At 50.4% G+C, this 26708-nt stretch carries 28 protein-coding genes, 1 pseudogene and 1 riboswitch; of the genes and pseudogenes, 18 read left to right on the top strand and 11 right to left on the bottom strand.

Annotated features, from left to right (window positions below; all coding sequences use genetic code 11):
• The first annotated feature begins 71 nt into the window (after positions 1-71).
• Positions 72-187, top strand: a riboswitch (SAM riboswitch).
• 96 nt (positions 188-283) lie between these two features.
• The 4 genes from metX to sdhB all read left to right on the top strand — a co-directional run bounded on the left by metX (position 284) and on the right by sdhB (position 4805).
• Positions 284-1387: a homoserine O-acetyltransferase MetX gene (gene metX, locus CHM34_RS05615; protein ID WP_094263903.1), complete on the top strand. Its 1104-nt coding sequence runs from the start codon at positions 284-286 to the stop codon at positions 1385-1387.
• A gap of 213 nt (positions 1388-1600) precedes the next feature.
• Positions 1601-2251 carry a succinate dehydrogenase cytochrome b558 subunit gene (locus CHM34_RS05610; protein WP_094263627.1) on the top strand — a complete coding sequence of 217 codons (651 nt, stop codon included), beginning with the start codon at positions 1601-1603 and terminating at the stop codon, positions 2249-2251.
• 17 nt (positions 2252-2268) lie between these two features.
• Complete coding sequence (sdhA, locus tag CHM34_RS05605; protein ID WP_094263626.1) at positions 2269-4038, top strand: succinate dehydrogenase flavoprotein subunit; 1770 nt, start codon at positions 2269-2271, stop codon at positions 4036-4038.
• A complete protein-coding gene (gene sdhB / locus CHM34_RS05600; protein ID WP_094263625.1) occupies positions 4035-4805 on the top strand; it encodes a succinate dehydrogenase iron-sulfur subunit in 771 nt (256 codons plus the stop codon). The genes sdhA and sdhB overlap by 4 nt, the downstream gene beginning before the upstream one ends.
• Before the next feature lie 137 nt (positions 4806-4942).
• Here the strand turns inward: sdhB and CHM34_RS05595 are convergent, their stop codons facing one another.
• The 4 genes from CHM34_RS05595 to CHM34_RS05580 form a co-directional block, all read right to left on the bottom strand.
• The gene (locus CHM34_RS05595) at positions 4943-5824 is read right to left on the bottom strand and encodes a DUF1002 domain-containing protein (RefSeq protein ID WP_094263624.1); all 882 of its coding nucleotides are present in this window, start codon (positions 5822-5824) and stop codon (positions 4943-4945) included.
• A gap of 204 nt (positions 5825-6028) precedes the next feature.
• Positions 6029-8092, bottom strand: coding sequence for a penicillin-binding transpeptidase domain-containing protein (locus CHM34_RS05590; protein ID WP_094263623.1), 2064 nt, complete (start codon positions 8090-8092; stop codon positions 6029-6031).
• 137 nt (positions 8093-8229) lie between these two features.
• The gene (locus tag CHM34_RS05585; RefSeq protein WP_094263902.1) at positions 8230-9774 is read right to left on the bottom strand and encodes a fumarate hydratase; all 1545 of its coding nucleotides are present in this window, start codon (positions 9772-9774) and stop codon (positions 8230-8232) included.
• Positions 9775-9951: 177 nt separating this feature from the next.
• Entirely contained in the window at positions 9952-10206 is a 255-nt protein-coding gene (locus CHM34_RS05580) for a DNA alkylation repair protein (protein ID WP_094263622.1), read from the bottom strand.
• A 148-nt stretch (positions 10207-10354) separates the two neighbouring features.
• Between CHM34_RS05580 and CHM34_RS05575 the strand changes: the two genes are divergently transcribed.
• Positions 10355-11974, top strand: a complete 1620-nt coding sequence (locus tag CHM34_RS05575; protein ID WP_169713606.1) for a M2 family metallopeptidase — start codon at positions 10355-10357, stop codon at positions 11972-11974.
• A gap of 75 nt (positions 11975-12049) precedes the next feature.
• On the opposite strand, the gene CHM34_RS05570 is transcribed toward CHM34_RS05575, so the two are convergent.
• Entirely contained in the window at positions 12050-12874 is an 825-nt protein-coding gene (locus tag CHM34_RS05570; protein ID WP_141201636.1) for a hypothetical protein, read from the bottom strand.
• 20 nt (positions 12875-12894) lie between these two features.
• On the opposite strand from CHM34_RS05570, the gene CHM34_RS05565 reads away from it, so the two are divergent.
• Positions 12895-13095 carry a hypothetical protein gene (locus CHM34_RS05565; protein WP_094263619.1) on the top strand — a complete coding sequence of 67 codons (201 nt, stop codon included), beginning with the start codon at positions 12895-12897 and terminating at the stop codon, positions 13093-13095.
• Here CHM34_RS05565 and CHM34_RS05560 read toward each other — a convergent pair.
• A complete protein-coding gene (locus CHM34_RS05560; RefSeq protein ID WP_094263618.1) occupies positions 13085-13750 on the bottom strand; it encodes a CAP domain-containing protein in 666 nt (221 codons plus the stop codon). The genes CHM34_RS05565 and CHM34_RS05560 overlap by 11 nt on opposite strands.
• 136 nt (positions 13751-13886) lie before the next feature.
• On the opposite strand from CHM34_RS05560, the gene CHM34_RS05555 reads away from it, so the two are divergent.
• Both CHM34_RS05555 and CHM34_RS05550 read left to right on the top strand, forming a co-directional pair.
• Positions 13887-14270 (top strand): hypothetical protein, encoded by a 384-nt coding sequence (locus CHM34_RS05555; RefSeq protein WP_094263617.1) that lies wholly within the window; start codon positions 13887-13889, stop codon positions 14268-14270.
• A 74-nt stretch (positions 14271-14344) separates the two neighbouring features.
• Positions 14345-15154 (top strand): DUF2935 domain-containing protein, encoded by an 810-nt coding sequence (locus CHM34_RS05550; RefSeq protein WP_094263616.1) that lies wholly within the window; start codon positions 14345-14347, stop codon positions 15152-15154.
• A 137-nt stretch (positions 15155-15291) separates the two neighbouring features.
• Here the strand turns inward: CHM34_RS05550 and CHM34_RS05545 are convergent, their stop codons facing one another.
• Both CHM34_RS05545 and CHM34_RS05540 read right to left on the bottom strand, forming a co-directional pair.
• Complete coding sequence (locus tag CHM34_RS05545; RefSeq protein WP_169713605.1) at positions 15292-15852, bottom strand: DUF421 domain-containing protein; 561 nt, start codon at positions 15850-15852, stop codon at positions 15292-15294.
• A 219-nt stretch (positions 15853-16071) separates the two neighbouring features.
• Entirely contained in the window at positions 16072-16437 is a 366-nt protein-coding gene (locus tag CHM34_RS05540; protein ID WP_094263614.1) for a hypothetical protein, read from the bottom strand.
• A 331-nt stretch (positions 16438-16768) separates the two neighbouring features.
• Between CHM34_RS05540 and CHM34_RS05535 the strand changes: the two genes are divergently transcribed.
• From CHM34_RS05535 to CHM34_RS19775, 6 genes are all read left to right on the top strand, one after another.
• The gene (locus tag CHM34_RS05535) at positions 16769-16930 is read left to right on the top strand and encodes a helix-turn-helix domain-containing protein (protein ID WP_094263613.1); all 162 of its coding nucleotides are present in this window, start codon (positions 16769-16771) and stop codon (positions 16928-16930) included.
• Positions 16931-17305: 375 nt separating this feature from the next.
• Positions 17306-18064 (top strand): hypothetical protein, encoded by a 759-nt coding sequence (locus CHM34_RS05530; protein ID WP_094263612.1) that lies wholly within the window; start codon positions 17306-17308, stop codon positions 18062-18064.
• 3 nt (positions 18065-18067) lie between these two features.
• Positions 18068-18460 (top strand): GntR family transcriptional regulator, encoded by a 393-nt coding sequence (locus CHM34_RS05525; protein ID WP_094263611.1) that lies wholly within the window; start codon positions 18068-18070, stop codon positions 18458-18460.
• Positions 18453-19154 (top strand): ABC transporter ATP-binding protein, encoded by a 702-nt coding sequence (locus CHM34_RS05520; protein ID WP_094263610.1) that lies wholly within the window; start codon positions 18453-18455, stop codon positions 19152-19154. Before CHM34_RS05525 ends, CHM34_RS05520 begins: the two co-directional genes overlap by 8 nt.
• 23 nt (positions 19155-19177) lie before the next feature.
• Entirely contained in the window at positions 19178-19420 is a 243-nt protein-coding gene (locus tag CHM34_RS19780; RefSeq protein WP_240511893.1) for a hypothetical protein, read from the top strand.
• A gap of 48 nt (positions 19421-19468) precedes the next feature.
• Positions 19469-19693 carry a hypothetical protein gene (locus tag CHM34_RS19775; protein WP_240511892.1) on the top strand — a complete coding sequence of 75 codons (225 nt, stop codon included), beginning with the start codon at positions 19469-19471 and terminating at the stop codon, positions 19691-19693.
• Between the two features lie 340 nt (positions 19694-20033).
• Here CHM34_RS19775 and CHM34_RS05510 read toward each other — a convergent pair whose 3' ends face one another.
• The 3 genes from CHM34_RS05510 to CHM34_RS05500 all read right to left on the bottom strand — a co-directional run bounded on the left by CHM34_RS05510 (position 20034) and on the right by CHM34_RS05500 (position 23185).
• A complete protein-coding gene (locus tag CHM34_RS05510; RefSeq protein WP_206093752.1) occupies positions 20034-21065 on the bottom strand; it encodes a zinc-dependent alcohol dehydrogenase family protein in 1032 nt (343 codons plus the stop codon).
• A gap of 388 nt (positions 21066-21453) precedes the next feature.
• Positions 21454-21660 carry a hypothetical protein gene (locus CHM34_RS18930; RefSeq protein ID WP_141201634.1) on the bottom strand — a complete coding sequence of 69 codons (207 nt, stop codon included), beginning with the start codon at positions 21658-21660 and terminating at the stop codon, positions 21454-21456.
• Positions 21661-21817: 157 nt separating this feature from the next.
• Positions 21818-23185, bottom strand: a complete 1368-nt coding sequence (locus CHM34_RS05500; RefSeq protein ID WP_094263608.1) for an amidohydrolase family protein — start codon at positions 23183-23185, stop codon at positions 21818-21820.
• A 615-nt stretch (positions 23186-23800) separates the two neighbouring features.
• Here CHM34_RS05500 and CHM34_RS05495 point away from each other — a divergent pair.
• From CHM34_RS05495 to CHM34_RS05480, 4 genes and pseudogenes are all read left to right on the top strand, one after another.
• A complete protein-coding gene (locus CHM34_RS05495) occupies positions 23801-23980 on the top strand; it encodes a hypothetical protein (RefSeq protein ID WP_094263607.1) in 180 nt (59 codons plus the stop codon).
• 75 nt (positions 23981-24055) lie between these two features.
• On the top strand, positions 24056-25528 hold the full coding sequence (locus CHM34_RS05490; protein WP_094263606.1) for a recombinase family protein: 1473 nt from the start codon (positions 24056-24058) through the stop codon (positions 25526-25528).
• A gap of 319 nt (positions 25529-25847) precedes the next feature.
• Positions 25848-25937 (top strand): annotated as a pseudogene (locus CHM34_RS05485) (helix-turn-helix domain-containing protein); the annotation flags it as partial.
• A 256-nt stretch (positions 25938-26193) separates the two neighbouring features.
• The gene (locus CHM34_RS05480; RefSeq protein WP_094263900.1) at positions 26194-26640 is read left to right on the top strand and encodes a MarR family winged helix-turn-helix transcriptional regulator; all 447 of its coding nucleotides are present in this window, start codon (positions 26194-26196) and stop codon (positions 26638-26640) included.
• Positions 26641-26708: the final 68 nt, after the last annotated feature.

The raw sequence follows: 26708 nt of genomic DNA, 5'->3' as shown, positions 1-26708 counted from the left end.
GAGTCCGATCCCCCTTGACAGTTTGTTTGAAACGTCATATGATAACAACAATTCCATACAGACCGGATATCTTCTTATCCAGAGCGGCGGAAGGACTGGCCTGATGATGCCGCGGCAACCCCTCTCTTCCTTGAAAGAGAGAAAGGTGCCAATTCCTGCAGGACGATCAGGTCCTGGAAGATGAGAAGAGGCGTTAGTCGGCTGATAGCGACTGAAAAACCCCTCTTCGCATCTTGAAGAGGGGTTTTTTGTTGTGACATCCGTGGAGAAGGAGGAAAAATGGATGCCGCTTACCGTAAGAACGTCCCAAAAACAAGTGGTTCCGATCGGTTCGTATACACCGGAGTCCGGACAACGCATTGAAACGGTGGAAGTGGCGGTGGAGACAGTCGGTACACTGACTCCGGAAAAGGATAACGCCGTATTGGTTTGCCATGCCCTGACCGGAGATTCCCATGCTGTGGGCAAAGAGGGGGATTCGGGCTGGTGGGACGGTTTAATCGGTCCCGGCGGCTATATCGATACGAACCGGTATTTTGTGATCACGATGAATGTACTGGGAGGGTGCGACGGAACCACGGGACCGTCGTCGGTCAACCCGGCGACGGGACAGCCATACGGTTCCCAATTCCCTTTCATCACCATTCGGGATATGGTTCATGTGCAACGTCTCTGTCTGGATCGGTTGGGAGTGTCTTCACTGCATGCGGTGATCGGGGGCTCAATGGGTGGAATGATGGTGTTGGAATGGGGCGTGTTGTATCCCGATCGGGTGGGCAAGCTGATCCCCATTGCCACTGCCGCCGCTCTGTCCCCGACGGCGATCGCCTATAACGATGTGGGCCGTCAAGCGATCCTGTCGGATCCGGATTTTTGCGAAGGGGATTACTATCCGGGCCCGGGCCCGGTCAAGGGATTGTCGATAGCCCGCATGATGGGGATGATTACATACCGCACAGCTGAACTGTTCGAGAAACGGTTCAGCCGGAACCTCCAGGATTACGGCGGTTCCCAACGGAGTTCGGAGTCCGTCTTCCAAATCGAAAGCTACCTTCGCTATCAGGGACGCAAACTAGTCAACCGGTTTGATGCCAATACCTATCTCCGTCTACTGAAAGCGATGGACACCCACGATATCGGGAGAGGCCGCGGAGGCAAGGAAAAGGCGTTGCGGTTGATTCAATCCCCTGTGCTGGTGATCGGCATTCGGGAAGATATGTTGTTTCCCATCCAACAGCAGAGAGAACTCCACGATGGGTTATTCCGCATGAATAAGAGCAGCCGTTTGGTGGAAATTTCCTCGGAATATGGTCATGATGCTTTTTTGGTGGATTTTAAGCAGACCGGAAGGGAAATCGAATCGTTTCTTTCGAAAGATCTGTTGTGACGAAAGAATGGACTGGCTGAAGCGGCTGAACCGCCTAACTTGACGCTTTGTCAGGGTTGGGAGTACAATAAAAACGTCAGCAGGTTCGATACTTCTTTCCACAGGATCTAAAAATTCTCTCGAGAATGCCGGCTTATTGCCGGTTAACCTTTGGAAAGAAGGTAAAACGCTAACCATAATAGGGGATATCATTCGATTAATGGGGGGCAAAAGATGAGCGAGAACCGTAGTTTTTTTAATCGACGGTTGCACTCCCTGCTGGGTGTGATCCCAGTCGGCTTTTTTTTGCTTGAGCATTTATGGACCAATCGTTACGCAGTCGACGGAGCTAAGGCTTTTCAGGAGCAGGTAGAATGGATTTGGAACATTCCGTTCCTGGTTGTTTTGGAGATTTTCTTTATTTTCCTGCCTCTCCTGTATCACGGTATTTATGGATTGTACATCGCTTTCACTTCGAAAAACAATGTCGGCAATTTCAGCACCTTTCGCAACATCATGTTTATGCTGCAACGAGCGACCGGGGTCATTACCCTGATTTTCGTTACCATCCACGTGTGGCAAACACGAATCCAGGTTGCGCTGTATAACGACACTTCCAGGGAACTCGCCCATCGAACGGCGGATATTCTGTCCAATGACCTGTACTTTATTCTTTACTTAATCGGGGTTATTGCGGCGGTCTTTCATTTCAGCAACGGGATGTGGTCGTTCCTGGTCAGCTGGGGAATTACCGTCGGCCCCCGCGCTCAGCGGGCTTCCACTGTGGTGTGGGCCGTTGTATTCGTTCTGGTATCCTATTTGGGAATCAGCGCCCTATTCGCATTTGCCGATCCTAGCTTTACGGAACAGCTGGCTCAACGCTAAAAGGGGGCACTCCAAAAATGAAGGAAAAAGTCATTATTGTAGGCGGCGGCCTTGCCGGTCTGATGGCTACGGTCAAAGTGGCCGAGGCGGGAGCCGACGTCGATCTCTTTTCTATCGTTCCTGTCCGTCGATCGCACTCGGTCTGTGCCCAGGGCGGTATCAATGGTGCGGTAAATACCAAAGGGGAAGGGGATTCCCCCTGGGAACACTTTGATGACACGATTTACGGGGGAGACTTCCTGGCCAACCAACCGCCGGTGAAAGCCATGTGTGAAGCTGCGCCGGGGATTATTTACCTGATGGACCGAATGGGAGTCCCGTTTAATCGGACTCCGGAAGGATTGCTGGATTTTCGCCGTTTCGGCGGAACCAAGCACCACCGGACGGCCTTTGCGGGTGCGACCACCGGTCAACAATTGCTTTACGCTCTGGATGAGCAGGTGCGTCGCTGGGAAGTCGCCGGCAATGTGACAAAGTATGAACACTGGGAGTTCACTTCCATCGTTCAGGACGACGAAGGACGTTGCCGGGGGATTGTAGCCCAGGATCGACGGAGTATGGAGATCCAATCGTTTCCCGCCGATGCCGTGATCTTGGCGACCGGAGGTCCGGGGATCATCTTCGGCAAGTCGACCAATTCCATGATCAACACGGGTACGGCGGCCAGTGCCGTTTATCAGCAAGGGGCCTACTACGCCAACGGAGAGTTTATCCAGGTTCATCCGACAGCGATTCCCGGAGACGATAAATTGCGGTTGATGTCCGAGTCCGCCCGGGGCGAAGGGGGGCGCGTCTGGACCTACAAGGACGGCAAGCCCTGGTATTTCCTTGAAGAGATGTACCCTTCCTACGGAAACTTGGTGCCTCGGGATATCGCCACGCGGGCCATCTTTGATGTCTGTGTCAACCAGAAACTCGGGGTGAACGGGGAGAATATGGTCTATCTCGACCTGTCCCACAAAGACCCCAAAGAATTGGATATTAAACTGGGCGGAATCATCGAGATCTACGAGAAGTTCATGGGAGAAGACCCGCGCAAGGTTCCGATGAAGATCTTTCCGGCGGTTCACTATTCCATGGGAGGGTTATGGGTCGATTTTAACCAGATGACCAATATTCCCGGTCTGTTTGCCGCCGGGGAGTGTGAGTATCAATACCACGGTGCCAACCGGCTCGGTGCCAATTCGCTCCTCTCCTGCATTTACGGCGGGATGAACGCCGGTCCCAACGCCCTGGAATACATCCGCGGGTTGGACCGCTCAGCCCTGGATCTTCCCTCTTCCGTGTTTGAAAGCGAGCAGAAAAAGGAAGAGGAAGCGTATGAGAAGATCCTGCAGATGGATGGGGACGAAAATCCGTTCAAACTTCATAAAGAGTTGGGCGAGTGGATGACGGATAATGTGACCGTGGTTCGCTATAACGATCGACTGAAGAAAACCGATGAAAAAATTCAGGAGCTGATGGAGCGTTATCAGCGGATCAACGTGACCGATACCAGCCGCTGGAGCAATCAGCCGGCCATGTTTATACGCCAGCTGTGGAACATGCTGGAGTTGGCCCGCGTAATGACCATCGGTGCCTATAATCGGAATGAGAGCCGGGGAGCCCATTACAAGCCGGATTACCCGGACCGGAATGACGAAGATTGGTTGAAAACCACCAAGGCTAAATATACGGATAACGGCCCCGCCTTTGAATACGAAGATGTGGACGTTTCCCTTATTAAACCCCGTCCACGCCGTTATGACGTAGCGAAACAAGCGGAGAAGGGGGCGGAGAAACAATGAGTGAGCAACAAACGGAAACAGCCAAGAAAACCGTCCGTTTCATCCTCACGCGTCAGGATTCTCCCGATGCCCAACCCTACACCGAGGAGTTTGAACTGGAGTACCGTCCCAATATGACGGTAAACTCCTCCTTGATGGAGATTCAGCGTAACCCGGTGAACAGCAAAGGAGAAAGAGTTTCCCCGGTTTCCTGGGAAGCCAACTGCCTGGAAGAAGTGTGCGGAGCCTGTTCCATGGTGATCAATGGAACCCCCCGCCAGGCCTGCTCCACTCTGATCGATGAACTGGAACAGCCGATTCGCGTCCAGCCGATGAATACGTTCCCGGTGATGCGGGATATGGTGGTGGATCGCAGTCGGATGTTTGATGCCCTCAAGCGAGTGAAGGCATGGGTGCCCATTGATGGGACCCATGATCTGGGCCCCGGGCCGCGCATGCCGGAAACGGATCGGCAGTGGAGATATGAGCTTTCCAAGTGCATGACTTGCGGTGTCTGTCTGCAGGCGTGCCCCAATGTGAATTCCCGTTCCGATTTCATCGGTCCCTTTGCTGTGGGGCAAGTGGATTTATTCAACTCCCATCCGACAGGTTCGATGAACAAGGAAGAACGGACGGAGTCGTTGTTGGAAGACGGCGGGCTGCAGGAATGCGGCAACTCCCAAAACTGCGTTCAGGCCTGTCCAAAAGGCATTCCGTTGACGACGGCGATTGCACGGATGAACAGGGAAGGTACCAAACATATTTTCCGGAAGTGGTTGTCCATCTGACAACCTTTTATCCCGCACTGATGGTGCGGGATTTTTGCATATCGGATGAAAAAAGGGCGGGGTGCTTCAACCCAGCCCTTTAACGGATTTTCTCAGGCACGTGTTGATGGATCATATGTTAGGCGGAAAGATCGTGTTCAAGAGGAAAAAAGGTTTTTCAGCGAGTGGAGCAGGTCAGACAGCCACGCCAACAATCGGTCAAAAAAGCCCTGGGCTTCTTCCGATTGCAGAACTTTACCCAGTTCATTCAGTTGCCCGCGGAGAGAATCCCAGTCGATGTTCAGCTCAGAGAACTTTTGAAGCAATTGGGTCAGCTGGTCCACATCCTGATTGTTTAGATTGATATTGAGGTCTCCGGCCACATTGACGATGATATCCCTGATTTCTTGTTCCGTTTGAGGTTGTTTTTCGGCGATTTCCTGTTTCACCCGGTTCATAAACTCAGCCGCTTTTTGTTTGCCCACTTTTTCCCCGAGTTCCGATGTACGGACCATCTCTTCATTGGCGACTTGTTTTTGCTCTTCGCTGATGTTTTGATCCGCCGCCGCTTCAAAGGCTTTCAGGATCCCGGTCAAGCCGGCGGTTCCGGAAACCCGTACCGGAGCGGTCACATAAACGTTTGCGTCTTTGATCCCCGCGGTAATCAACGCATTGGTATACATCTGTTCGGTAATCGTCGTAATGTTGTTGGTTTGGACTTGGATTCCCGTTCCTTCTTCCGCCATTGTGATCTTGGCGGAGGAAAGCGCCTGGGTGCCGATGGTGGCTTTACTGAGATAATTTCCGAGGTATTGGTGCTCTTCCTCGTTGGTTACCTCAATTTGTTTGACACCGTCGTCCACATCCATTTCTTGAAGGATCGATTGCTTCTGTTCCGGTGTCAGATCCTGACCCAGTGTAACCACTGTTTCACCGGTCACCGCATCCGCTGATACGGTGGCGGGTATCAGGGTGAAACTGAAGACAAACAATCCGATTAGTGTCACCCATGCAATGGATTGAATTTTTTTCTTGTCCATGATTGAAAACCCCCTTCTTCCATATATAGACGAGGAAGCGGTTCAAGATGTTTCATTTCCCGCGCTCCTTTAATGAGGAATATTTTAGGGGTGCTGTTGGAAATCCTCCCCGTTTCAAGGTGGAGGGATTCGCATACAAGGGTCTGGGATGAAAAAAGCGAGATGCATTCGTGGCATCCCGCTTTCGTATCCTCTGTTGATTTTTTATTGATAACGTTCTTCCAGCATCTTTTTGACGGCTGGAAAGATGTAATGACTTCCGCCGCGGTCCTGAACTTCATCGACCATGGCAGCGACGACAATATCCGGATTTTCCTTTTTTGGACCGGCGATCCAGGCGAGCCAACCCAGTTGGCGCTGGTCTTTACTGTCCCGGCTGGCTTTCAGTTCTGCGGTTCCGGTTTTGGCACCCAGGCGAACACCGGAGGTTTTTAAGTCTCTCGCGGATCCTTTGGGTTTGTTGACGACTCCAGTCAGCAGGTCGTACACTTTTTTAGCCACTTTAGGTTCGACAACATGCTTTTTCCACACTTCCGGTTCCTTTTTCTTTTCCTTGATTAACCGCGGTTTCAGCATGTTTCCGTCGTTAGTAAAGGTGGTGTAGGTCGCCGCCAAGTGAAGAGGACTGATCAAAAGTTGTCCTTGACCGTAGGAAGTGTCGGCCAGTTGGATTTCGTTGCTGAATTTTTGATCGTTGGAGTATTGGGAAGGTTTGACATCCATGACGAAATCCATCTGATCGTCAAAGCCGAATTTTTTCAGGTACTTGATCATGGTTTCTCCACCGATTTTAAGCCCCGCCCGGGCGAAGTAGATGTTGTCGGACCAGGCCAGAGCTTCTCCCAGATCGACACCGCCGCCGGGATTATCCACGCGCCGGACATAGTAGCCGCCCCAGCTGGAATCTTTTTGCCATTTCCCTTCATCCGTATTGTAGGTGGTCTTTGGAGTGATTTCTCCGGTATCCAGTCCGATGGCAGCGGTGAGCGGCTTCATCGTGGATCCGGGGGAATAAGGGATTTTAGCCCGGTTGACCAGGGGTTGGCTGGACCCGCTAATTCGCTTCCATTCCTTTTGGGTCAGCCCGTTAATAAAGTTGTTGGGATCGTAGGAGGGAGCACTGACCATCCCCAGGACCTCCCCGGTTTCCGGATCGAGGGCCACTCCGGCTCCCTTGTCTTTTTTGATCCCCCGGTACAGTTGTTTTTGTGTTTTTAAATCAATGGTCAATTGAAAGTCTTTACCGTCCTTGGAAGGAGTCGTTGCGATAACGTCTTTTTGCCGTCCTTTGGCATCAGTGATTAAAATCCGATATCCGGGCTTGATTCGCAGCTGTTTTTCCAGTTCTTCTTCCAAACCGGACTGCCCGACCCAATCACCGGATTGGTATCCCTGGTCTTTTCGTTTTTTCAATTGCTCCTTTTTGATCGGACGGATATAACCGGTAAGGTGGGCGGTCAAATCCTTTTCCGGGTAAACGCGGGTGGATGCGTCTTTAACGGTGACACCGGGAATCTTGAGCAGTGACGGAATCCGTTTTTTATCTTTTTCACTCAGTGTTTGAAGGGTGATCCACTGATCCGGTTTTTTCTCTTTTCCCTGTTTCACTTTTTTCTGGACGGTCTCCGGTTTTAAATCCAGTTCTTCGGCCAATTTCTCACCGGTTTGGCGGGGGTCTTTCACTTGTTGCGGGATCATTCCCACAACGGTTTTCTCCTTGTTGACCGCGAGCGGTTTACCGTCCCGAGCAGTGATTTCACCCCGGTGTCCAGTCATGATGCGATCGGCTTTGACCTGGTCTCCGGATTTCATCCCGGGAAAGATCATCGACGGCGTCCATTGGACCCGCCACCCTTCTTCATCTTCCACCATCCGGGCTTTGTTGTTGAGGGAGAAGTCCCCGACAAGCCCGGAATCCATCTTGACTGAAAAAGGGAGGGTTTCTGCATTCTTTTCTTCGACCGGTTTCATCTTGAGTTGAATCTCTTTCAACTCAATCTCTTTGGCGATGTCCCGATGTTGTTGGACGAAGGTTTTTTTGTCCACGTTTTCCTTGGCTTCCCGGCTTAAAAGGCTGTACATCGACTGATAATCCTTTTGCTCCCAGTAATCGAGATAATTGCTCAACACTTGTTGTGAGTCTGGTCCCGACTGGGTGGACGAATAGACGATCCCCGCGGCAGCTAAAAAAGCGGCCCCCCCGAGGATGATGGCAACGGTTTTTTTGTTTATTCTGATGGACTTCAAACGGTCTTTCAGCCCGCTCATAAGGGAAAGCTCACCTCTGTTCTCCTCTCATGTTAACCCTTTTTATTCTACCCCTTCTTCTTCGTGGTGTGAATAAGATCTTTATAGTAAAAAAGAGGCGGTTGGCCAACCGCCTTCACAGGAGTTTGATCCAAGGTTCAGGAAAAGACGGGTTCCTTAAACCTGGTCAATTTATCCAGTGCATTTTGTTCCACATCTTTATGCAAGCTGTTGCCGTGGGCGTCCATCGTGACGATGGCGGCGAAGTTTTTTACTCTCAAATGCCACATCGCCTCAGGAATGCCGAACTCCGGAAAGTCAACTCCTTCTACATCGGTAATACAATCGGCGTAGTACTGGGCGGCACCGCCGATGGCGTTCAGATAGACGGCACCGTGTTCTTTCAATCCCGCCAAGGTTGTGGGACCCATTCCTCCCTTGCCGATGACGGCGCGGATGCCGAATTTGCGGATGATCTCTGATTGATAGGGTTCCTCCCGGATACTGGTGGTGGGGCCGGCGGCTTTCACCTGCCAGTTGCCGTCAGAATCTTTCAGCATGACCGGGCCGCAGTGGTAAAGGACACTTCCCTGCAGGTCAACCGGGGAGTCATGATCCATCAAATATTTGTGGAGGGCGTCCCGACCGGTGTGGAGTACACCGTTCAGGATAACGACATCCCCCACCTTTAAGTCGCGAATCTGTTCTTCGCTGATGGGAGGAGTGAGGACCACTTCACGGGAACCGGATTTTTCCGGGTCTGCTGTTGCAGGGGGGGTGACGGTCACCGGTTCTTTGGTACGGGGTTCGTCTTTATAAAGCCATTGTTTAATGGTACCTGTCTCCGGATCGATCGTTACTCCCTGACGGCGAAAAGCCCAGCAGTTGTAAGCGACAGAGACGAAAAAGCTGGCGGGAATGCGGTGCATCGATCCCACTTTGCAACCGAGGAGAGTGGTATTGCCCCCAAAACCCATGGTCCCGATAGAGAGCTTGTTGGCGTTTTCCATGATGTAATCTTCCAAGCGGGCCAGATCCGCGTTGGGGTTGGTGTCGTCCGCGCGTCGAAACAGCTGTTTTTTAGCCAGCTCATAACCGGTGGTCCGGTCGCCGCCGATGCCCACCCCGATGAAACCGGCGCTGCACCCCTGGCCTTGGGCTTGGTAAACGCTGTGAAGGATGCATTTGCGGATGCCATCCAGATCCCGGCCGGCTCGGCCCAGCCCTTCCAGTTCACAAGGAAGGCTGTACTGGATATTTTTATTTTCGCATCCGCCCCCTTTCAGGATAAGACGAACTTCAATTTCGTCTAGCTCCCACTGTTCATAATGGATCACAGGAACCCCTTCCCCCAGGTTGTTTCCGCTGTTTTCCCCGGTCAGGGGGTCGACGGAGTTGGGACGGAGCTTCCCGGTTTGAGTCGCTTCCACGACGGCTTCCCGGATCATGCGGGAGATCTCCATTTGATTGACCCCGACAGGAACTTTCACCTTAAAGGTGGGCATTCCGGTGTCCTGACAGATAGGGGAAACATTTTCTTCAGCCATACCGATATTGTCGGAAATGGTGGATAGGGCCAAGGCCGCCCGGGTTCCCGCATCTTCCTTTTCTTTGGCTTTTCGGATCGCTTCTCTCACATCCGGCGGAAGGTTGGTCGAGGTTTCAGTAATCAGTTGAAGTAAGCTTTCTTTTATCGCTTTCATCAGTCCAACTCCTTTGCTGCGGATTCTCACACCGCCGCTGAAAACGCGGAGGCCGATCCACCGGTCCGTTTTCTCGGCGGTCACTTCGCAGGGATCGACCCTATTATATAACCATTGTATCATGCCGTCAGGATGAAAAAAGAGAAGAGCCCCGGCCGGGGCCCTTCTTTCGTGTTCTCAGATGGGGTTTTGTTCCGCATTTTGCTGAGCGGTCTTGATAAAGCGCTCCTCCGGTTCGATGACACCGCAGACACCGCACTGAACCCGATACCGATCGCCTCGGTACGGAGCCTGAAGGGGATCGGAGGCGCTGACCCGCTCAGTGATTTCTCCGCTGACAGGGTCTTTTTTGACGGAACGCACGACTTGTTCGATCAGGTTGAATCGGCTTCGGTTGGTTCCGCAGGTGGGGCAAAGGTAGGGTTGATCCATCGCCAGACACCTCCTGGATTTAGATTGGCCCTTCGGGAGACAACTCATGCAGACCGGTGGACCGGATCGATTCCGTCGCGGTTCAGGAGGAGATTTTCTTGTGATTCGAGAAAGAGAAAAACGAGAAAGGCAGAGGAGGCAGCGATCCATGGAGGAAAAAGCGAAAGCATTTTTAGATGACATTGTGCCTGAAATCCAATCTCTGAACCGGAAAACCGCCGAGGCCTACTGGAAGGCATCTACAACCGGGGAAAAACGATACGAAGAAGAATATGCACGATCGGTCAAGGAGCTTCTCGCGATATACGCCGATGCCGAAAGGTTTCAAACCTTGAAGAAGCTGCGGGACGCTTCTCTGCAGGACCCTTTGATCCGGCGGCAGATCGACTTATTATACGCTGAATTCGTCGGAAATCAGATGAAGCCGGAACAGATTGAAGAGCGGGTTCGTCTGGAGACGGAAATTGAGAGCATTTTTGTCAACTTTCGCGCCGAATATCGCGGTGAAAAGGTTTCCGATAACGAAATCAAAGAAGCTTTCCGCCGTGAACGCAATACCTATAAACGAAAAGATCTGTGGAAAGCGAGTAAACAAGTGGGGGCTCAGGTGAAGGACCGATTGCTTCGACTGGTCCGTTTGCGGAATGAGACAGCCGAGGCCCTCGGTTATCGCGATTTTTACCAAATGTCTCTCTCGCTGAACGAAATCGATGAATCGGAGTTATTCACTCTGCTGGAAGAGCTGAAGGAGCAAACCGATCAGCCCTTTTCCGATATGAAGAAGGAGATGGATAAAACGGTAGCCGGGCGGTATGATTTCCTGCGGCCGGAAGGGATTCGCCCATGGCATTATGAGGATCCGTTTTTTCAGGAAGCTCCCAAAGTATTTGAAGCGAATATGGACGATTTTTTTAAAGAGAAGAAGTTGGAGGATTTGGCTGACCGGACCTATCGGGGCATCGGGCTGGATGTCGCGGTTATCCTGGAACAGAGTGATTTGTATGAACGGGAGGGAAAATCCCAGCACGCTTTTTGTATGGATATCGATCGGGCAGGGGATACCCGGGTTCTGTGCAACCTCCGTTCTGATGCCTATTGGATGAACACGTTGCTCCATGAGTTGGGACACGGAGTTTATGACAAATACCATGATCGCGATCTCCCATATCTTTTGCGCCAACCGGCTCACATTTCAGCGACGGAAGCGGTTGCCATGCTGATGGGTCGATTGGGTAAAGATCCGGAATGGTTGCGGTGCATTGCCGGTGTCCCGGAAGAGCGGCTGAAGGAAGTGCGGGAGTCGATTCGAAAACAATCGATCTTGGATATGCTGGTCTTTGTTCGTTGGTGTCTGGTCATGGTTTACTTCGAACGGGACCTTTACACCGATCCGGACAGGAATTTAAACCAACGCTGGTGGGACTATGTGGAACAGTTTCAGTTTCTGCCCCGTCCGGAGCACCGGAATCAACCGGATTGGGCTTCCAAAATCCATCTCGCCGTCGCACCGGTTTATTATCAGAACTATCTTCTGGGGGAATTGATGGCTTCACAGATTCTGGAGACCATGCGACGGGAGTTGAAGACTTCGCACCCTCTCGTAGAACGGGAAGAAGCCGGACCGTTTCTTCGGGATCGGCTGTTTAAGCCTGGAGCCCGTTTGCCCTGGAATGAGTGGCTAAAACAGGCTACCGGGGAAAAACTGAATCCCCGCTATTTTGTGGAACAGTTCGTCGATGCCGAAGCGACCACAGTGGAAAAAAAATAGCTTTTACCGCACACCAAACGGATGGCCGGTCACCTTGAGGGGGCCGGCCATCCGTTTATGAAAAGTTAGTTTCTACTATCGCCTTTCTTCCGGTTCCATAATCTGTCGGTATCGATTCTTTATTTGATGAAAGTGTTCCCGGATGCGCGTTTTGGACCAGCCCTGTTCGGAGAGCAGGAGCAAGTGATCCAGCCAGAGGGGGAACCAGGGCAAATCCATTGCCTTCTGAGTGAAAGCATGGGCGGCGATTTCCCGAAGACGGGGGAGTGGTTGCTTCAGGGTGAGAGGTCCCCACCGTTTTTTAACCGCTTTGGGCAGTTGAAGATCTGTACGGCCCAGCCGGGAATATTCCAGATGGTGGAACCATTCGTGGAAAAGGTGAAGAGCGATCAGATCGTTCTCCGAAACACGGTAGCCGGAGCGGTGAAAAAATTGTTTCAGCTGTTCCAAGGAGAATCGATAAATGTAGATCGATGGGGGCTTTCGACGGTATTGGGCGCGGACCCATTCGGTATGGTTTCCGTTTTTTCTGTCTGCAAATCGGATACGGACTCCGGCGTGAATCATCCGGTCCATCCAGCGGGTCAAGTTGCCGTCATAGGCATATCCTTCAGCAGATTCCCGTCCAAAACGAATCGATTCGTCCAGGTAGCTGGAAATCTGGTTTGCCGAAAGCGACGGAAAAACCTCATCCTGTTCCAGTTCCGTCAGTGCCAAAGGAAGAGCGGACAATACCGGCCATGTCCGGTCTAGAGGGATCCCCTTCAGCGGGCGTCCCTCCGATCTTTTCGCCGATGGCGGTCGGCGGTGCGTTCGCTGGTGAAGCGTTTGAAATCCCTCCTTTTTCGATGGTGTCGATACAACTGGAGTGATGGGAGGAATCTGTACCGAATGAATCAAATGCCTTACGGCTTTTTTTTATGAATGCGGAGAGTCTTGCTGTCACATGCTATGTTTCCATCGGCTTGGCTCATTCCTACCGGGAGTATCTGATCATCAGCGATCGAGACGAGACATGTGTTCTCCTGAATGCAAAAGCCGTTGCGCTGGAAATCGAAAAAGCCCCCTCTCCCGGAGCGGGAGGGGGGGCTTGGAGAATACCGGATCCGATCACCCGGTGAACATTTGGGTCCAGTAATGGCCGTAGGAACCACCTTTAACGTATCCTACACCAATCGTCGTAAATTCCGGATTCAGGATATTCTTGCGATGTCCGTCGCTGTTCATCCATCCTTGAACCACTTGTTCGGCGGAAGTTTGACCGGCGGCAATATTTTCCCCTGCGGTGCGGTACTGAATTCCGTAATCCTTCATCATATCGAAGGGGGATCCGTAAGTCGGGGATTGGTGGGAGAAATAATGGTTTTCCGCCATATCCTGCGATTTATCCCGGGCGACTGCGGACAACTCGGCGTCCGCTTTCAAGGGCTTCAAACCGCGTTTGGAGCGTTCCTGATTGACCAATTCCACCACTTTTTGTTCGATCGGTTGAATGGATTTATGATCCGAGGAGGAAGACTTTGAAGAACCGGAAGAGTCCGGGGAATGCTTCACTGCCGGAGTCGGTTGAACCGACTCTTCTGTGTGTTTTTCCTCTACTTCCTTTTCCTCCGAGAAGATCCACTGTACAAAGTTCTCCAGGATGGAATCGGAGGTGATCCGGTCCACGGCGGATGCTTCCGATTCCGCATGTACAGCGTCGAGAGGCGCCATTCCGGCAATCCCCAGTGATAAGGCAAAAACCAAAGTCATGGTAAGGTATCGGATTTTGCGCATGTTAGAAACATCTCCTTTCCTGTCGGTATGGGCTTGACGCTTTTGTCAACGCAGGAATGGAGGCAGAGGTTTCTCATTTGGAGGAATCGGTTAAATTTACCTTTCATTAGGAGATGGATAGGGGAGTGGGTGACCGATGTTTTTGCACGGAATTCCATATGTTTATTTGGCGAGACATTTCCCTGTCTTGTCGCCCGACCGTCAGTACCGGAAAGCCCCCGCTCAACGGGATGATGCCCGTCACCTATCGAAGCGGATCGGATTTGAACCGATTCATTTCCTTCGCTCTTCCCGGGGATATCCTCTTCGCATTTGTGTTACAGAGTGCTTCCGTTATGGGGATACCGTACTCGCCTTTGCTGGAATCGGTTATCCCCGGGTGCAGTTAAGCCGGAATGAATGGGGAGTTGCCCGACTGGATGTTCGAGGGGTTGCCTGGGTTGTGACAAGGCGTCCGGAGGCGGGCTGGTGGTTTCGTGAAAAATTGCCGGGAGTACCGGTCTTATATACGGGGACATGATTCATTCTCTGCATGTGGAAGAGCGGCGGCACATACCTTAGGTGTTGATCATCCGTTGCGGGGAGTGAAAAACCTTGCATGTCGGCTATGAAGATACCGCTTTGTACGAACACCGCTTTTGGCTGCAAGTTCTGGGAGATCATGCGCGTTTTATCTATGACTCTTTGTCAACTTCGGAACATGCGGAAATCCGCAGAGCGGCGTCATTTATTCATGTGTTCGATCAGTTGTTAGAACGGGCCCGCCATCCCGAAGCCTCCCAACTCCGGTCCCTGGCTGTACAGGCAAAACATCACGCCCGGGAGATCCGCCGTTTTAAACTGCATTTGATTCAAAGGCATTTGGTCGGTCAGATCAAAATTTCTCTATCCCCCACTTTTATCAATCATATGGTGAACGAAGTGGAGGAATATCTGCGAATTCTTCATTACCTGGTCGAAGGGAGAATTCCACCTCCATCACACCCGATTCATCACCATTTGGTCTGGTTGCTGGATGCAGCCGGCCATGCCGGGGCGATCCACGATCATTTGGATGCGGTGGAGAAACAGTTGCGAAAAAAAGGGACGGAATTCACCCGCCATTTCGAACAATTTTACTTAAAGGCCGTTGAACTGGCCGGCTATCTGCGAACCTCCCTGAAGGAATTCCCTGCGTTACAACGGTTCAACCATCAAGTGGAACTGGAACTGGCCTTCTTTCGAAAGTTTTTGTGCGAGTTGGAGGAAATGAGGATGGACAATGAGGCACTGGGAGTGTTATCGCCTTTAATGGCGGATCATATGGCGAGGGAAGAATGTTACTATCTGATTAAACTGGCCGAGTCCACCGGGGTGAAACGGCCCGACTGTGATCCGGCCAAGCCACGAATGACGGGTATGTAGAATGGTTCATGGTCCTGTGGGTCATAGAGGGAAATAAACCGGAGATGCCCTCCCCTGTGAACCACAGAGAGGGGAGAGTGCGATAACGGTTTGCCATCCACCCATGGTTTTGGAGACGTTCGCTGATGCATCGGGATTCAGGCTTGATAACCCTTTCCATCATCGACAAAAAGATCGTCCCGGTGCTCCATCGTTGCCGCATAAAACACCTTTCCAATGTCCTGAAACCCTTTCTTTTGCAATTGTTCCTTCAGCCAATGGACATCTTTGCCGATGAACTGGAGATTCCGTGCCTGAATCTGCCCGTCCACGACCAGGGAAAGGGCGATGTCCCGTTTATTCGCCGGGAGATTCAGAACTTCGGGAGTGACCGGATACAACTCATCCTTCGGCAGAACGGTCAGATCCCCGGTCGGTTCGAGAATGGCGTATTGAATATCCCGGAGATCCGGATAACCTTTGGAACGGATATGGGCGAGAAGCTCGATCAGGGAGATATCGCTGCGCCGGAGGTTTCTCTTTACGATTTTCCCGTGCTTTACCAAAATGGAGGGATCGCCGACCAGAAATCGCTTTGTCGCCTTATGAAGGCTCAGTTTGGTGAAAATCCAATGGATCAGGATGATCAACAACACTCCGAGCAGGGTCTGTTTGCCGTCGTCGGCGAGCATGGGGTGAGTCGCTATGGTTGCGATCATCACGATTGCCACTAAATGGTGAGGGGATATTTTTAAAAGAGCGGACTTTCCCATGAGGTGAAGTCCAGCAATTGTTGCTGTAAAAAGAATAACAACCTTTCCGATATAAGCCAGCAACGTCTCCACTCCCTAACTAATCCCCGAAACAAGTGGTTAATGACCACCTATTTTTTACATGGATCTTTTTAACCGCTTCCTTCCGGGGAAGCGGTTTTTCAGTCAGAGTCTCCCCCCGGCCTGTTTTAAAATGGATTCCGCCTCTTCCCACCGCTCTTCATCGGTGATAACCGTGACGGAAAGATCTTCGGCTCCCCACTCTTCGCTTCCATCGGCCATTCCACTGGAATGGACATCTGCGGAAACGAGGATTCCGGCATCCCGACTGCTCACATGGGCTCCCGTGATCGTGGCCAGGGAAGAGATCGGTTCGGCGATGGGATTGTCCAGATCGCTGACGTCTTCTCCCGGTGTCAGGGAAAAACGTGAGAGATCAACCGATTCAAATCCTCCTCGCTTCAGCTGCTGGACCGCTTCTTTTGCCCTTTGTTCACTGCGGAAGTAAGCGATGATATTTTTTTGACTCACTTCATCCACCTCTCTTGTTCTCGTCTCTGGTTTAAGTTGGATGTTCGAGGGTGGTTTTATACCCGATGACCCGACCGGGGACAAGCTGTTGATTTTCATTCGAAACGAGATTCGGGACGGCAAGCCGTCAATCACTTCTTCACTGTCTTTGGGAATGTTGCATAAGATAACATTGTCCCCTTGGGTTTCCCGGAGCCATATGCTTCCCAAATCGCGGATACAGCCTATTTTTCTTTGTCATCAGCACCACGAGATAAGCCCGTTCATACAATAATCTGACTGAGTCCCGACCCTCATGTTCTAAGAGCTCGAGCAAGGAGGGGTGGCGCATTTGACCAGCAACCAGAAAGGGAAACCCTTATTGACGAACAGGGAGAGGGAGGTTTTCGAGCTGCTGGTACAGGACAAAACGACAAAAGAGATTGCACAACAGCTCTTCATCAGCGAGAAAACCGTCCGGAATCATATTTCGAACGTGATGCAATCCTTATGAAAACAATGGGGATGGAATGCCTATAGAAGGGTTTTCGTATCTGTAAAAAATGCGGTATTTTTCTTTCGCGTTTTGACACGGAAACCCCTGGAACCCCTATAAAAAATTTTTTGACTATTTTGGTGTTCTAGTTTAATATGTGGATAGTACACAAGTACACGATCCAGTGGAAATCAGAAACGATCGGACCATCGATTCCGTGTATTCTCCATGATCTTGTCGATATCGTTCGTTCAAGTAAACAAAACCGATGCTTGAATTGAGGGTGTTCCCATTTGGGATTTATTTTGCAGTCCGTTGATGGACATTTTTTTGGGTCCCGTGTACCACCTAGATATCTCACTAAACCATATGAATGGAGTGTTAACCGCAAAAATGAGTGTATGGTGGTATCTGTTTCGAAAAGAATTCCGGCTGATGCGAACGTTTTGGATTGTCAATGGCCTGTTGCTTCTGTGCGCCGGACTGATCAGCGGTTATGCGGTGCATCTGCACCGTTCCGTATTGCCGGAGCTGTTTCTGGCCGTGTTTTTGGCCTGGCATACCTTTTATCTCCTTCTGTATCTGTTGCTTTCATTCCATGAGGAACAACGGAATGCCCCCCTTTGGATGCAGTCCCCGCAATCCGGGTGGTTGCTGTTGTCCGCCAAATTTGTCGCCGGATGGGTGCTGTTTTGCCTGTCTTGGATCCTGACCCTGCTCTTGTTGTGGGTGGTGACGGAAGGCGTGCCGGGTTGGAGAAGTTTAAACGGCGGAATCTTGATTTTAGCTTTTACTCAGCGGGTCCTTTTCTTTGCCGAGCTCGGCGCCCTCGTTTATTTCCTGTTCCATGTATTCGGGAATCGGCTGAAAGGGTGGCGGTGGGCCCTTTATCCCGTTTTCTTTGTCGGGATGGTATTCCTCACCGTTCAATTTAAGAACACCTCATTATACGATATATGGTTCCGTTGGGGGGCGGTGGACGCCGTTTCGCCGCCTCCGCCTGCGGATGCGACGGGTCCATCGGCTGCTCATGTTTTTCACAACTTGTTTGGGGCGCCGATCTACGGGGGAGATCTCCTGTTCGGGCTGGTCTTGACGGGAGTATGGTTTTATCTGGCGGGTTGGCTGCTGGACCGGAAAGTCGAGGTGTAGGCGGTGGGGGAAAAGTTTATCGGGACAGCTCCGATTTATTACCAGATTGTGGAGCGGATTTGCAGCGAAATCGTGCGGGGAGGCCGTAAGCCCGGCGATAAGCTGCCTTCCGTAAGGGAGTTGGCTGTACGATACGAGGTGAATCCCAATACGGCCAAACGGGTCTATATGGAGATGGAACGGATGGGAATCGCGGAGGTGCGACGGGGACTGGGGACATTCGTAACCGAGGATGAAAAAAGATTGGCCGAACTGCGGGAGAGGCTTCAGCGGGAGAAGGTGGAGACTTTTATCCGGGAGATGGAACGAATGGGTTTCTCACCGGAAGAAATATCCGAGGGGCTCAACCGGGCGTTACAACGACGGAAAACGGAAGGGGGAACGACGAATGAATGACATCATTGTGCGGTTGGAACAGGTAGTAAAGCGTTTTTCCGGACGTACTGCGCCGGCGGAAATCGGTCTGGAACTGCCCCGGGGGGAAGTGATCGGGGTGATCGGACCGAATGGTGCCGGGAAAACGACCCTGCTAAAACTGATCGCCGGCCTTCTCTACCCCGACGGGGGAAAAGTTCTTGTCAGGGGAAAACCGGCGGCGCGTCGCCGTTCTTCGGAAGTTGCCTATATGCCGGAAAAAGGAGGATTGTACCCGTTTTTCACCGTGACGGAAACGGTTCGGTATTACCGGACGGTGTTTGCCGATTTCGATGAGAACAAAGCACGGGAGATGCTCGACTATATGCAACTGGATCAGCAACAGACGGCGGGGGATCTTTCCAGAGGAGAGCGGGGGCGTCTGAAATTGGTGATGGCCCTGTCCCGTCAGGTGCCGTTGGTCCTGCTGGATGAACCCTTGGCCGGTCTGGATCCGATGATCCGGAAGTCCATCCTCAAAGGATTGATCACCTTTATCGATCTTCCCCGGCAGACGGTGCTCCTTTCGACCCATGAGGTGGAAGAGGTCGAACCGGTTCTGGATCGGGTCGTGGCGTTACGAGGTGGGAAACTCGTGCGGGCGGATGTCCTGGAAACGATCCGCTGTATGCACGGGGAGAATCTGGTCGATTGGATGGAGGAAACTTTTCTTTGAACATCACTGGAAAGGGGATCAGGATGAAGAAGCTGTCGATGAAACAAAAAAGAGGATTATTACTCCTTCACCTCATATTTTCCTCGATCCTGCTGGGTACAATGGTGGGATTTCTGCTGCTCAGCATCACTGCGGCCAACACCGGGGAAGAAGGAGTGCTGAAGGCCTGCTATACGGCGATGCACGTTCTGGCTAAGACGACAGTCAGGGCCTCCACCATCGGGACGGTTGTCACCGGCGTGTTACTCTCCGTGTGGACCCGGTAGGGGTTATTCCGGTTTTACTGGATTATTGCCAAGGAACTTCTGACCATTGTGGCCATCGGTGTCGGTCTCGTCGGAATCTATTTCTGGACACTCAAAGCCGTTACCCTGACGACGGCGGAAGGGATAAACGCACCACAAGACCCGGTGTTTACGGTAAACAGTCAACTGCTTTGGACCGGGATCATTATTCAGCTCATCTCCTTGGCGGCGATGTTTGCGCTGTCGGTCTTCAAACCCTGGGGAGAACGAAAAAAACGGCGTGCATCCGTGTGATGGAGGAGGCGATGTATGATGGATTTTGCAGTGGAAACAGTCGGCCTTACCAAGCGTTAAAAAACCACTTTTTCAGCGTGTAAAGAGTCCGTAAGGGTCGGATCCCCCTTACGGACTCTTTTGATTGGCTCACCCTTTTTTGTTATATCGGCTTTTATTGTTTACGATGAAAAAAATTAAAATCAAAACCAATCACACTACCATTACCGGGTTTTTGTATATCTTCCCTTCGCCTTTGGTTCAATGAACTTTGTGGATTTCCGGTTGGCACTATTACTTGAGCGAATCTCCGATAATAGGCAATAAAAATGGCCCATCCCGAAAAGGATGGGCAACTGCTTTAGGAATGGCTGTGGGAGATCGCTATTTTTCCGAAAAACTTCTGTTTTTCCATGTATTCAAAGGCTTCCTTTGCTTCGTCAAAAAGGAAGGTGTGATCGATGACGGGAACCATTCCTTTATCTTCGATGAGGCGATTCATCTCTTCGAAATCTTGACGACTTCCGACGCTGATGGTTCGGGTGTTGGCGTTAAAAAACAGATCGTGATAGCCAACCTTTTCTCCAGTTTTGGTGAGAACACCGATCAAGGCTATTTCTTTGCCTCGAGCGACTGCTTGAATCGACTGATGAAGTGTGCCCGGTCCACCGACTTCGACAACGCGATCGACGCCGTACCCGCCAGTGAAATCTTTGACTACTTCGCCCCAGTTGGGGGTGTCCTTATAATTGATTACTTTTTCAGCACCTAATTCCTTCAGCTTTTCCGCTTTATGATCACTAGAAGTCGTTGCGATTACATGTAAACCCAGCAACTTTGCCAATTGGATGGCGAAGACGGAAACGCCGCCGCTGCCCAGGGTTAAGATGGTATCGCCGGGAGATAGAGGTTCCGGGCCGTGGAGAGCAGACCAGGCAGTTACAGCGGCACAAGGTAATGTCGCTCCTTGTTCATAGGTGAGATGGTCCGGAATGGAGACGAGCAGCTCGGGGTTGATCACTTTATACTCGGTTAGCCATCCGTCACTGTGAGTTCCATAGGGTTCTATGTAATCCGGACGTTGGCCTCCGAACCATTCGCGGTGGAAATTACCGGCGACGCGGTCCCCTATTTGAAACCGTCGCACCCCTTCTCCGACAGCAACGATTTCCCCTGCACCATCGGATAAAGGGATACGGTGGGGATGGATTTCTCCAGGGTATTCATCCTTGATGATCGCCAGATCCCGGTAGTTTAAAGAGGAAGCTTTGACTCGCACGAGCACTTCTCCCCGCTGAGGGGCGGGGATCTCTTCTGTCCCTATTTTTAGGTTTTCCACACTCCCCTTTTTCTCCAGTCGATAGGAGTGCATCGTTCCTTCAGGTTGGCTCATCGTTCGTACCTCCTTGATGCGTCCACACTTTATCTAGACCTCCAGAGCTTTTATTTCCCTCTTTTTTCATGATAACACCTCAAGTTTTTATTGAGGCTTGAAATTGAGCCATAAAAGAGACTCATCCTGAGGGAAAGGAAAGTTCATTTGCCAACCGCCCATCCCTTTCCACTTCATTTCTCTTACCAATTGAAATTTGGCAGCCAAACTTCTGACGTCTTCAAACCAAACAACATGTGGGTTCCCTTTTTTATCCGTATAACGATAAAAGGGAGCGTAAGATTTAGCATCCATATGGATGGGAAGTCCCTTTGTCGACTGCGCGTTCAAAGGTTTCCATTTGTGAAAGTGAGCTTCCCTTGTTATTCACTAGATTCCAATCGTATCCTTACATAGATAAACCAAGATATAATTTTTGAGGTGAAATGACCGATGATGCATACTTCATGGTTTTTGCGACACGTGGATAAGGGGCGATGGCTTCGGGGCCGGTAAACGGAGGTATATGCCAGTCATAAGTCATGATGAACACTCGATCCGCATATTTCCCGATGGTTTTATAGTTGTAGCCATTACTATGTTTTGGCCATGTCACGATATTCTTCACCCCGTTCAATCTGGTATAAACATCGTATGGATTGGATTTATAAAGTGAATTCCGATTTTTCTCGGTTAAAAAAGTAACAATATAAGGTGAAAATGTGGGATAGCCGTAACGGGGATTGTCTCATTTAGTGGTCAAATGGAATCATTTATAAAGGCCAAACCCCTTCAGGCTCACCGTATTTTGAGAATACGTAATCCCTCGTGTTTGCAGCTCGTTTCCGAATCTGATCGAAGTCAATATCCAGCAATTTACCGTGGCGCTTTATCGCCTTGCCTGCTACAAATACCGAGTCAACGTTTCCGGCATGTGCACTTAACACCACTGCTCCGATCGGATCGTTTACAGGGGCAAGATTGAGGTCCGTCGCTCGAATCAGGATTAAATCAGCTTGTTTACCTGGAGTGATCGATCCGACTTTTGAATTCAGCCCCAAAGCCCGAGCACCATCAATGGTCGCAAATTCCAGAACCTCTTTGGCTTTCAAAGAAAGAGTTTCAGGCATTTTACCGCTCTCAAGAATACGTTGGTTTATACGTGCACGTTCCGCTTGCAGCATAAATTTCATTTGAGCAAACATATCACCGCCTGTAGAGGTCACCACATCAACACCGATTGTGGGCCGCCCGCCATATTGAGTGAATTTACCGGTAAACGGATAACCGTGTCCCATCATCATTTCAATCTCGGGAGTGACAGAGACAGAGGCACCTGTCTCCTCAATTAGTCTAAATTCCTCGTCGCTGATTGTGTTCAGATGAACCAAATTTAGGTCAGGTGCCAACAGCCTGGCTTTGTACATCTTTTCTATGGACCGGTCAACGGAACCCCATGATCCAAAACCAATATGCATGGAGCAAATAACTCCCAGTTCTCGAGCCAGATGGATATCGTGAAGGGTTGATTCCCAAGAAGAGAATTCCGGTCCCCTGATTGCCAAACCCATGGTCAGAAGTTGATCGTTTGAAGAAAAGTACTGTTCCTTGACCCGGACACAATCCTCCGGATGTCTCAACTGACTTTCTTTAGACCAATATGCTTCCGCTTCCAATAAAGGTGTACCGTGTGCGAACACCGCTCGGATTCCTGCTTCCTTTAAGCCGCGGATCATCTCGTCAGCGTGGTCCGGGGAATTAATCATAGACCAGTCGAGGAGTGTAGTAACGCCTGAATCAAGTGCTTCCAATGCACCGAGGAGATTCCCAATGTATACGTCCTCTGGCCGTAGAGTACCGCCTAATCCGCCGAAGTACAAATGATTCAAGTATGTGGTTAACGACCAGTCTGCACCGGCGTTGCGAATAACCGACTCCCAAACGTGTCGATGTGTATCAACAAAGCCGGGCATGACAATCATGTCGGTAGCATCCACTATTTCGCAATCGGAAACATGGAGATTCGGTTCGACTGAAACAATTTGTCCCCCTTCAATGAATACATCTGCGTTCTTGAAATTGCCGAGCGACTGATCGACGGTGAGTACACAACCATTTTTGATGAGCACTCTCGAAGCCATTAAATCATTCCTTCCGCGATTCTGATTTTCAACCGGAACCCCCGAATCATCTTGGTTTTCCTGCCATGTTATGGCATCATAGAGTCTGTTTTGGCTTGAATTATATCCAGTACTAGATCGCTTTTCATAATGGAAAATTGCGATAAATTTAAAAACCGTTTCCAAGATACTGATTATTCGTTATTTACTCAAAGTAATATTTAATGATGAATCTGTCAACGGGCTGACAAAAACTAAAACATACGACAATAAGCGGGGTATCACCTCTTGAGAACCATGCAGTCAGCATCTCTAACCTAATTTGCTCCTTACTTTCCTTCATGCAATTGAATCCCGCATTTTCTTCATCAACATTTTCAGCCGTTATCCCGCCGATGCCATGAAAAAACACCGCTCTTTCAGCGGTTTTTTTGTGGCCGGATTTCTAACTTCCGGTACATATCCATTATCGGAAGTTAGTTCCGAGCTACCTACAACCATTTCTCTGTGTTAGACACAATGATGATGAAAGTTTGACTGACAAGACATCCGGCAATTACCGGATGTCTTTTTTGCTGGATGAATGGCCGTACAATTGTCCACCGTGCATAGGTTAACGGGAGAGGTGGTGTCATCATGAGAAAGCCGGCTAAGACGGTTTTGAGAATTGTTGAAGAAAACTATGGCACCAAAAAAATTGAGGAAGCGTTTCGGGAGGCACTTGAGCCATACTTCGGTGTAACGGACACGCCAGAAACCTGCGCGAAGAAAACGAGTGCGAAAGACAAACAGAATCATGAAAAGGCCACCTATTAAAGGTGGTCCTTTATTGATAAACGGCCGGTTGTTCAGCTGAATGAATGGAGGGACCTTTTCCCAACGGAGGGTCATATGAGTGCGAAATACGCTATTTATGTTCGGGTTTCAACGGATCGGGATGAACAAATCTCCTCTGTCGAGAACCAAATCGATATCTGCAGAAATTGGTTGGAGCGAAACGGTTATATATGGGACGAAAACCAAGTGTTCAAAGATGAGGGGGTCAGCGGGACTTTATTTTTAGAGAGGCCGTCCATTCAGCTTATTCTGGAGAAAGCCAAGCGGAAAGAAATTCAGATGGTGGTGTTTAAGTCGATCAGTCGCTTGGCGCGGGATCTGAAGGATTCGTTGGAAATCCGGGAGGTGTTTATTTCCCATAATGTCCGGATCATATCGGTGGAGGAGGGTTATGACAGCCATAAGGCCGGGAAAAATGACATGGCCTTTGAACTTTGGTCACTATTCTCTGCTCAATATAGCCGGACACTTTCCGCCGGGGTGTCTGCCGCCCTCGCTGCCAAAGTGCGAAGAGGGGAACATATTGGCAAAACTCCCTTTGGTTACGACAAAAAGGATGGTTTCCTCGTCATCAATGAGGAAGAAGCTGAAACGGTCCGGCGAATCTACCATTGGTACAGCCAGGGCTGGGGCTATAAGCGGATTATGAAGGAGCTGAACAACCGCGGGATCAAGCCCAAGATGATTCATAAGTGGCAAGTGACTTCCGTCCAACGATTGATCCAAAATCCCATCTACTGCGGCGATTTTATTATGAACCAATATACAACGGTCAAAGTTGAAGGTCGACGGAAACAAATTCGCAATCCCCGAGAAAAGTGGATTTACTTTAAAGACCATCATCCCGCCATTATCTCACGGGCAGAATGGCAAAGGGCCAATCAAAAGGATGATAACGCCCCGCGACGACGGATCACCCCGTGGAATGAGTTTCGAGGGATTGCGAAGTGCAGTGAGTGTGGATCGAATATGGTGATTGTGCAATCATTCCGGAAACGAGTGGACGGCCGCAAGAATCATTGGAAGTATTTCAAATGCAGTAAGTGGCGTCGAGGTGGAAATGATGGGTGTGTGAACCATCAGCCCATTACCTATGAGGCTTTTCGTTCGGAGATATTGCATCATGTTCAGGAAAAAGGTTATGCCGTTTCTTTGCAACTCAGCAACCAGCTCGAGGATAAAAGAAATCGCGAATTACAGCAACTCAAGCGCACTCAGGAAAAGTTGAAAAATCGAAAAAAAAGTCTGGTGGATCTGTATTTGGATCAACTGATCGATCAGAAGGAGTTTGAAGAAAAAAGGAAGGAAATCGATAATCAGATTGGCGGAATGAATGATCAGGTTTTTATGTTGGAAAGAAAAGAGCACACCGAACAACACATTGAGTCGATTCAAGAGGCATTTGAACTTCTCGAAAATCAAAATCAGGATTTGTATGAGGTCATTCGGACCTTAATTCAAGAAATCCGGGTTGACCCCGATGGTGCGATCGAGGTGGATTACACATTTGAAAAACCCTGGGCTTGACCTGGATTTACCTATAGGACTGTGGCTTATCCAATCAATGGGCATCGAAATGGGGTGTTGTGCTCCGGGAAGTGAAGCGTCCTAGTGCCCCATCTGGTAACCAAGTTGGGAGGGTGGTAGGCGATCCTTTGCACTCAGGAGAGCACAAGTTTCGCCAAGGTCGCTCCGCTTCCCGGTCTCACTATGCGTTTTTTGCAAGAGATCGGAGACGGTCCTACCAGCCCGACCACCCCCCGGCAAGGGATCAAACAGATCAAAGTTGCCGAAGGGGCACTAGAAGCTTTGTAAAACAACTGAACGAATTTGTTTGCAATAAACATACATCAGAAACGTGATGCAAAAGCTCAACGTTAAGGGACGGTCTCAAGCGGTGGTAGAGTTGGTCCGGCTCGGAGATTTGAAGATTTAGCCTTTCCCTTTTCAGCCCTACCGGTTGAGTAGGGTTTCTTTGCCTTTGCGATGCGAATGTAAACAACCTTTGGCAAACCCGCCCTTAAGACGGGTGGATTTGGGAACAAAGGGTGAAAAACTTGTATCCGGTCTCCTCATCCGTTACCATGGAAGGAAGAGACGGCCAATGTTTCAAGAGAGGCTCCCTTTTACGGGAGCCTCCGGAAAAGCGTGAAATCGCTTCCGGGTCGAAGTCCGCTGAAGGAGTCGTTGGAATGGATGAGAAAGGGAAATTGCCGAAAGAGTTGGTGACGGAGATCGAGCGGGTCGTTCGGGAGATCAGCGTCATCATTAAGCGTAAGGGGCGTGATCTTCTCACCGAATTTCCGATCACGCCCCCGCAGTTTACCGCTTTGTTGTGGCTGAATGAAGAAGGGGATATGACCATCGGCGAATTAAGCCAAAAGATGTACCTTGCCTGCAGCACCATGACCGATCTGGTGGACCGGATGGAGAAAAACGGAGTGGTCGAGCGGGTTCGGGACAGCCGCGATCGCCGAGTGGTTCGAATTCACCTTTTGGAAAAAGGTTCTTCCATCATCCGGGATGTGTTGGAAGCGAGACAAGCTTACTTGTCCGAGATTTTGTCCCATTTTACGGAGGGCGAAGTGAGGGAGATGGCCAAGCAGCTGTCCCTATTACACCGGGAAATGAATAAGTAGCTCCCTGCGCTTTCAAGGGAGCTATTTTTTATGGAGTGATCGTTTTCAGCAAGCCTCCCGTCTGGTAC

Origin of the sequence: Paludifilum halophilum (genome assembly GCF_002245355.1) — a bacterium.
Lineage (GTDB): Bacteria > Bacillota > Bacilli > Thermoactinomycetales > DSM-45169 > Paludifilum > Paludifilum halophilum.
This window is presented reverse-complemented; position numbering and strand designations above follow the sequence as displayed.

Excerpts from the sequence above, each read along its gene's own strand:
- metX (WP_094263903.1), top strand. The coding sequence starts at position 284 with ATGCCGCTTACCGTAAGAACGTCCCAAAAACAAGTGGTTCCGATCGGT.
- CHM34_RS05610 (WP_094263627.1), top strand. The coding sequence starts at position 1,601 with ATGAGCGAGAACCGTAGTTTTTTTAATCGACGGTTGCACTCCCTGCTG.
- sdhA (WP_094263626.1), top strand. The coding sequence starts at position 2,269 with ATGAAGGAAAAAGTCATTATTGTAGGCGGCGGCCTTGCCGGTCTGATG.
- sdhB (WP_094263625.1), top strand. The coding sequence starts at position 4,035 with ATGAGTGAGCAACAAACGGAAACAGCCAAGAAAACCGTCCGTTTCATC.
- CHM34_RS05595 (WP_094263624.1), bottom strand. The coding sequence starts at position 5,824 with ATGGACAAGAAAAAAATTCAATCCATTGCATGGGTGACACTAATCGGA.
- CHM34_RS05590 (WP_094263623.1), bottom strand. The coding sequence starts at position 8,092 with ATGAGCGGGCTGAAAGACCGTTTGAAGTCCATCAGAATAAACAAAAAA.
- CHM34_RS05585 (WP_094263902.1), bottom strand. The coding sequence starts at position 9,774 with ATGAAAGCGATAAAAGAAAGCTTACTTCAACTGATTACTGAAACCTCG.
- CHM34_RS05580 (WP_094263622.1), bottom strand. The coding sequence starts at position 10,206 with ATGGATCAACCCTACCTTTGCCCCACCTGCGGAACCAACCGAAGCCGA.
- CHM34_RS05575 (WP_169713606.1), top strand. The coding sequence starts at position 10,355 with ATGGAGGAAAAAGCGAAAGCATTTTTAGATGACATTGTGCCTGAAATC.
- CHM34_RS05565 (WP_094263619.1), top strand. The coding sequence starts at position 12,895 with ATGAATGCGGAGAGTCTTGCTGTCACATGCTATGTTTCCATCGGCTTG.
- CHM34_RS05560 (WP_094263618.1), bottom strand. The coding sequence starts at position 13,750 with ATGCGCAAAATCCGATACCTTACCATGACTTTGGTTTTTGCCTTATCA.
- CHM34_RS05555 (WP_094263617.1), top strand. The coding sequence starts at position 13,887 with ATGTTTTTGCACGGAATTCCATATGTTTATTTGGCGAGACATTTCCCT.
- CHM34_RS05545 (WP_169713605.1), bottom strand. The coding sequence starts at position 15,852 with ATGATCGCAACCATAGCGACTCACCCCATGCTCGCCGACGACGGCAAA.
- CHM34_RS05530 (WP_094263612.1), top strand. The coding sequence starts at position 17,306 with ATGAGTGTATGGTGGTATCTGTTTCGAAAAGAATTCCGGCTGATGCGA.
- CHM34_RS05520 (WP_094263610.1), top strand. The coding sequence starts at position 18,453 with ATGAATGACATCATTGTGCGGTTGGAACAGGTAGTAAAGCGTTTTTCC.
- CHM34_RS19780 (WP_240511893.1), top strand. The coding sequence starts at position 19,178 with ATGAAGAAGCTGTCGATGAAACAAAAAAGAGGATTATTACTCCTTCAC.
- CHM34_RS05510 (WP_206093752.1), bottom strand. The coding sequence starts at position 21,065 with ATGAGCCAACCTGAAGGAACGATGCACTCCTATCGACTGGAGAAAAAG.
- CHM34_RS05500 (WP_094263608.1), bottom strand. The coding sequence starts at position 23,185 with ATGGCTTCGAGAGTGCTCATCAAAAATGGTTGTGTACTCACCGTCGAT.
- CHM34_RS05495 (WP_094263607.1), top strand. The coding sequence starts at position 23,801 with ATGAGAAAGCCGGCTAAGACGGTTTTGAGAATTGTTGAAGAAAACTAT.
- CHM34_RS05490 (WP_094263606.1), top strand. The coding sequence starts at position 24,056 with ATGAGTGCGAAATACGCTATTTATGTTCGGGTTTCAACGGATCGGGAT.
- CHM34_RS05480 (WP_094263900.1), top strand. The coding sequence starts at position 26,194 with ATGGATGAGAAAGGGAAATTGCCGAAAGAGTTGGTGACGGAGATCGAG.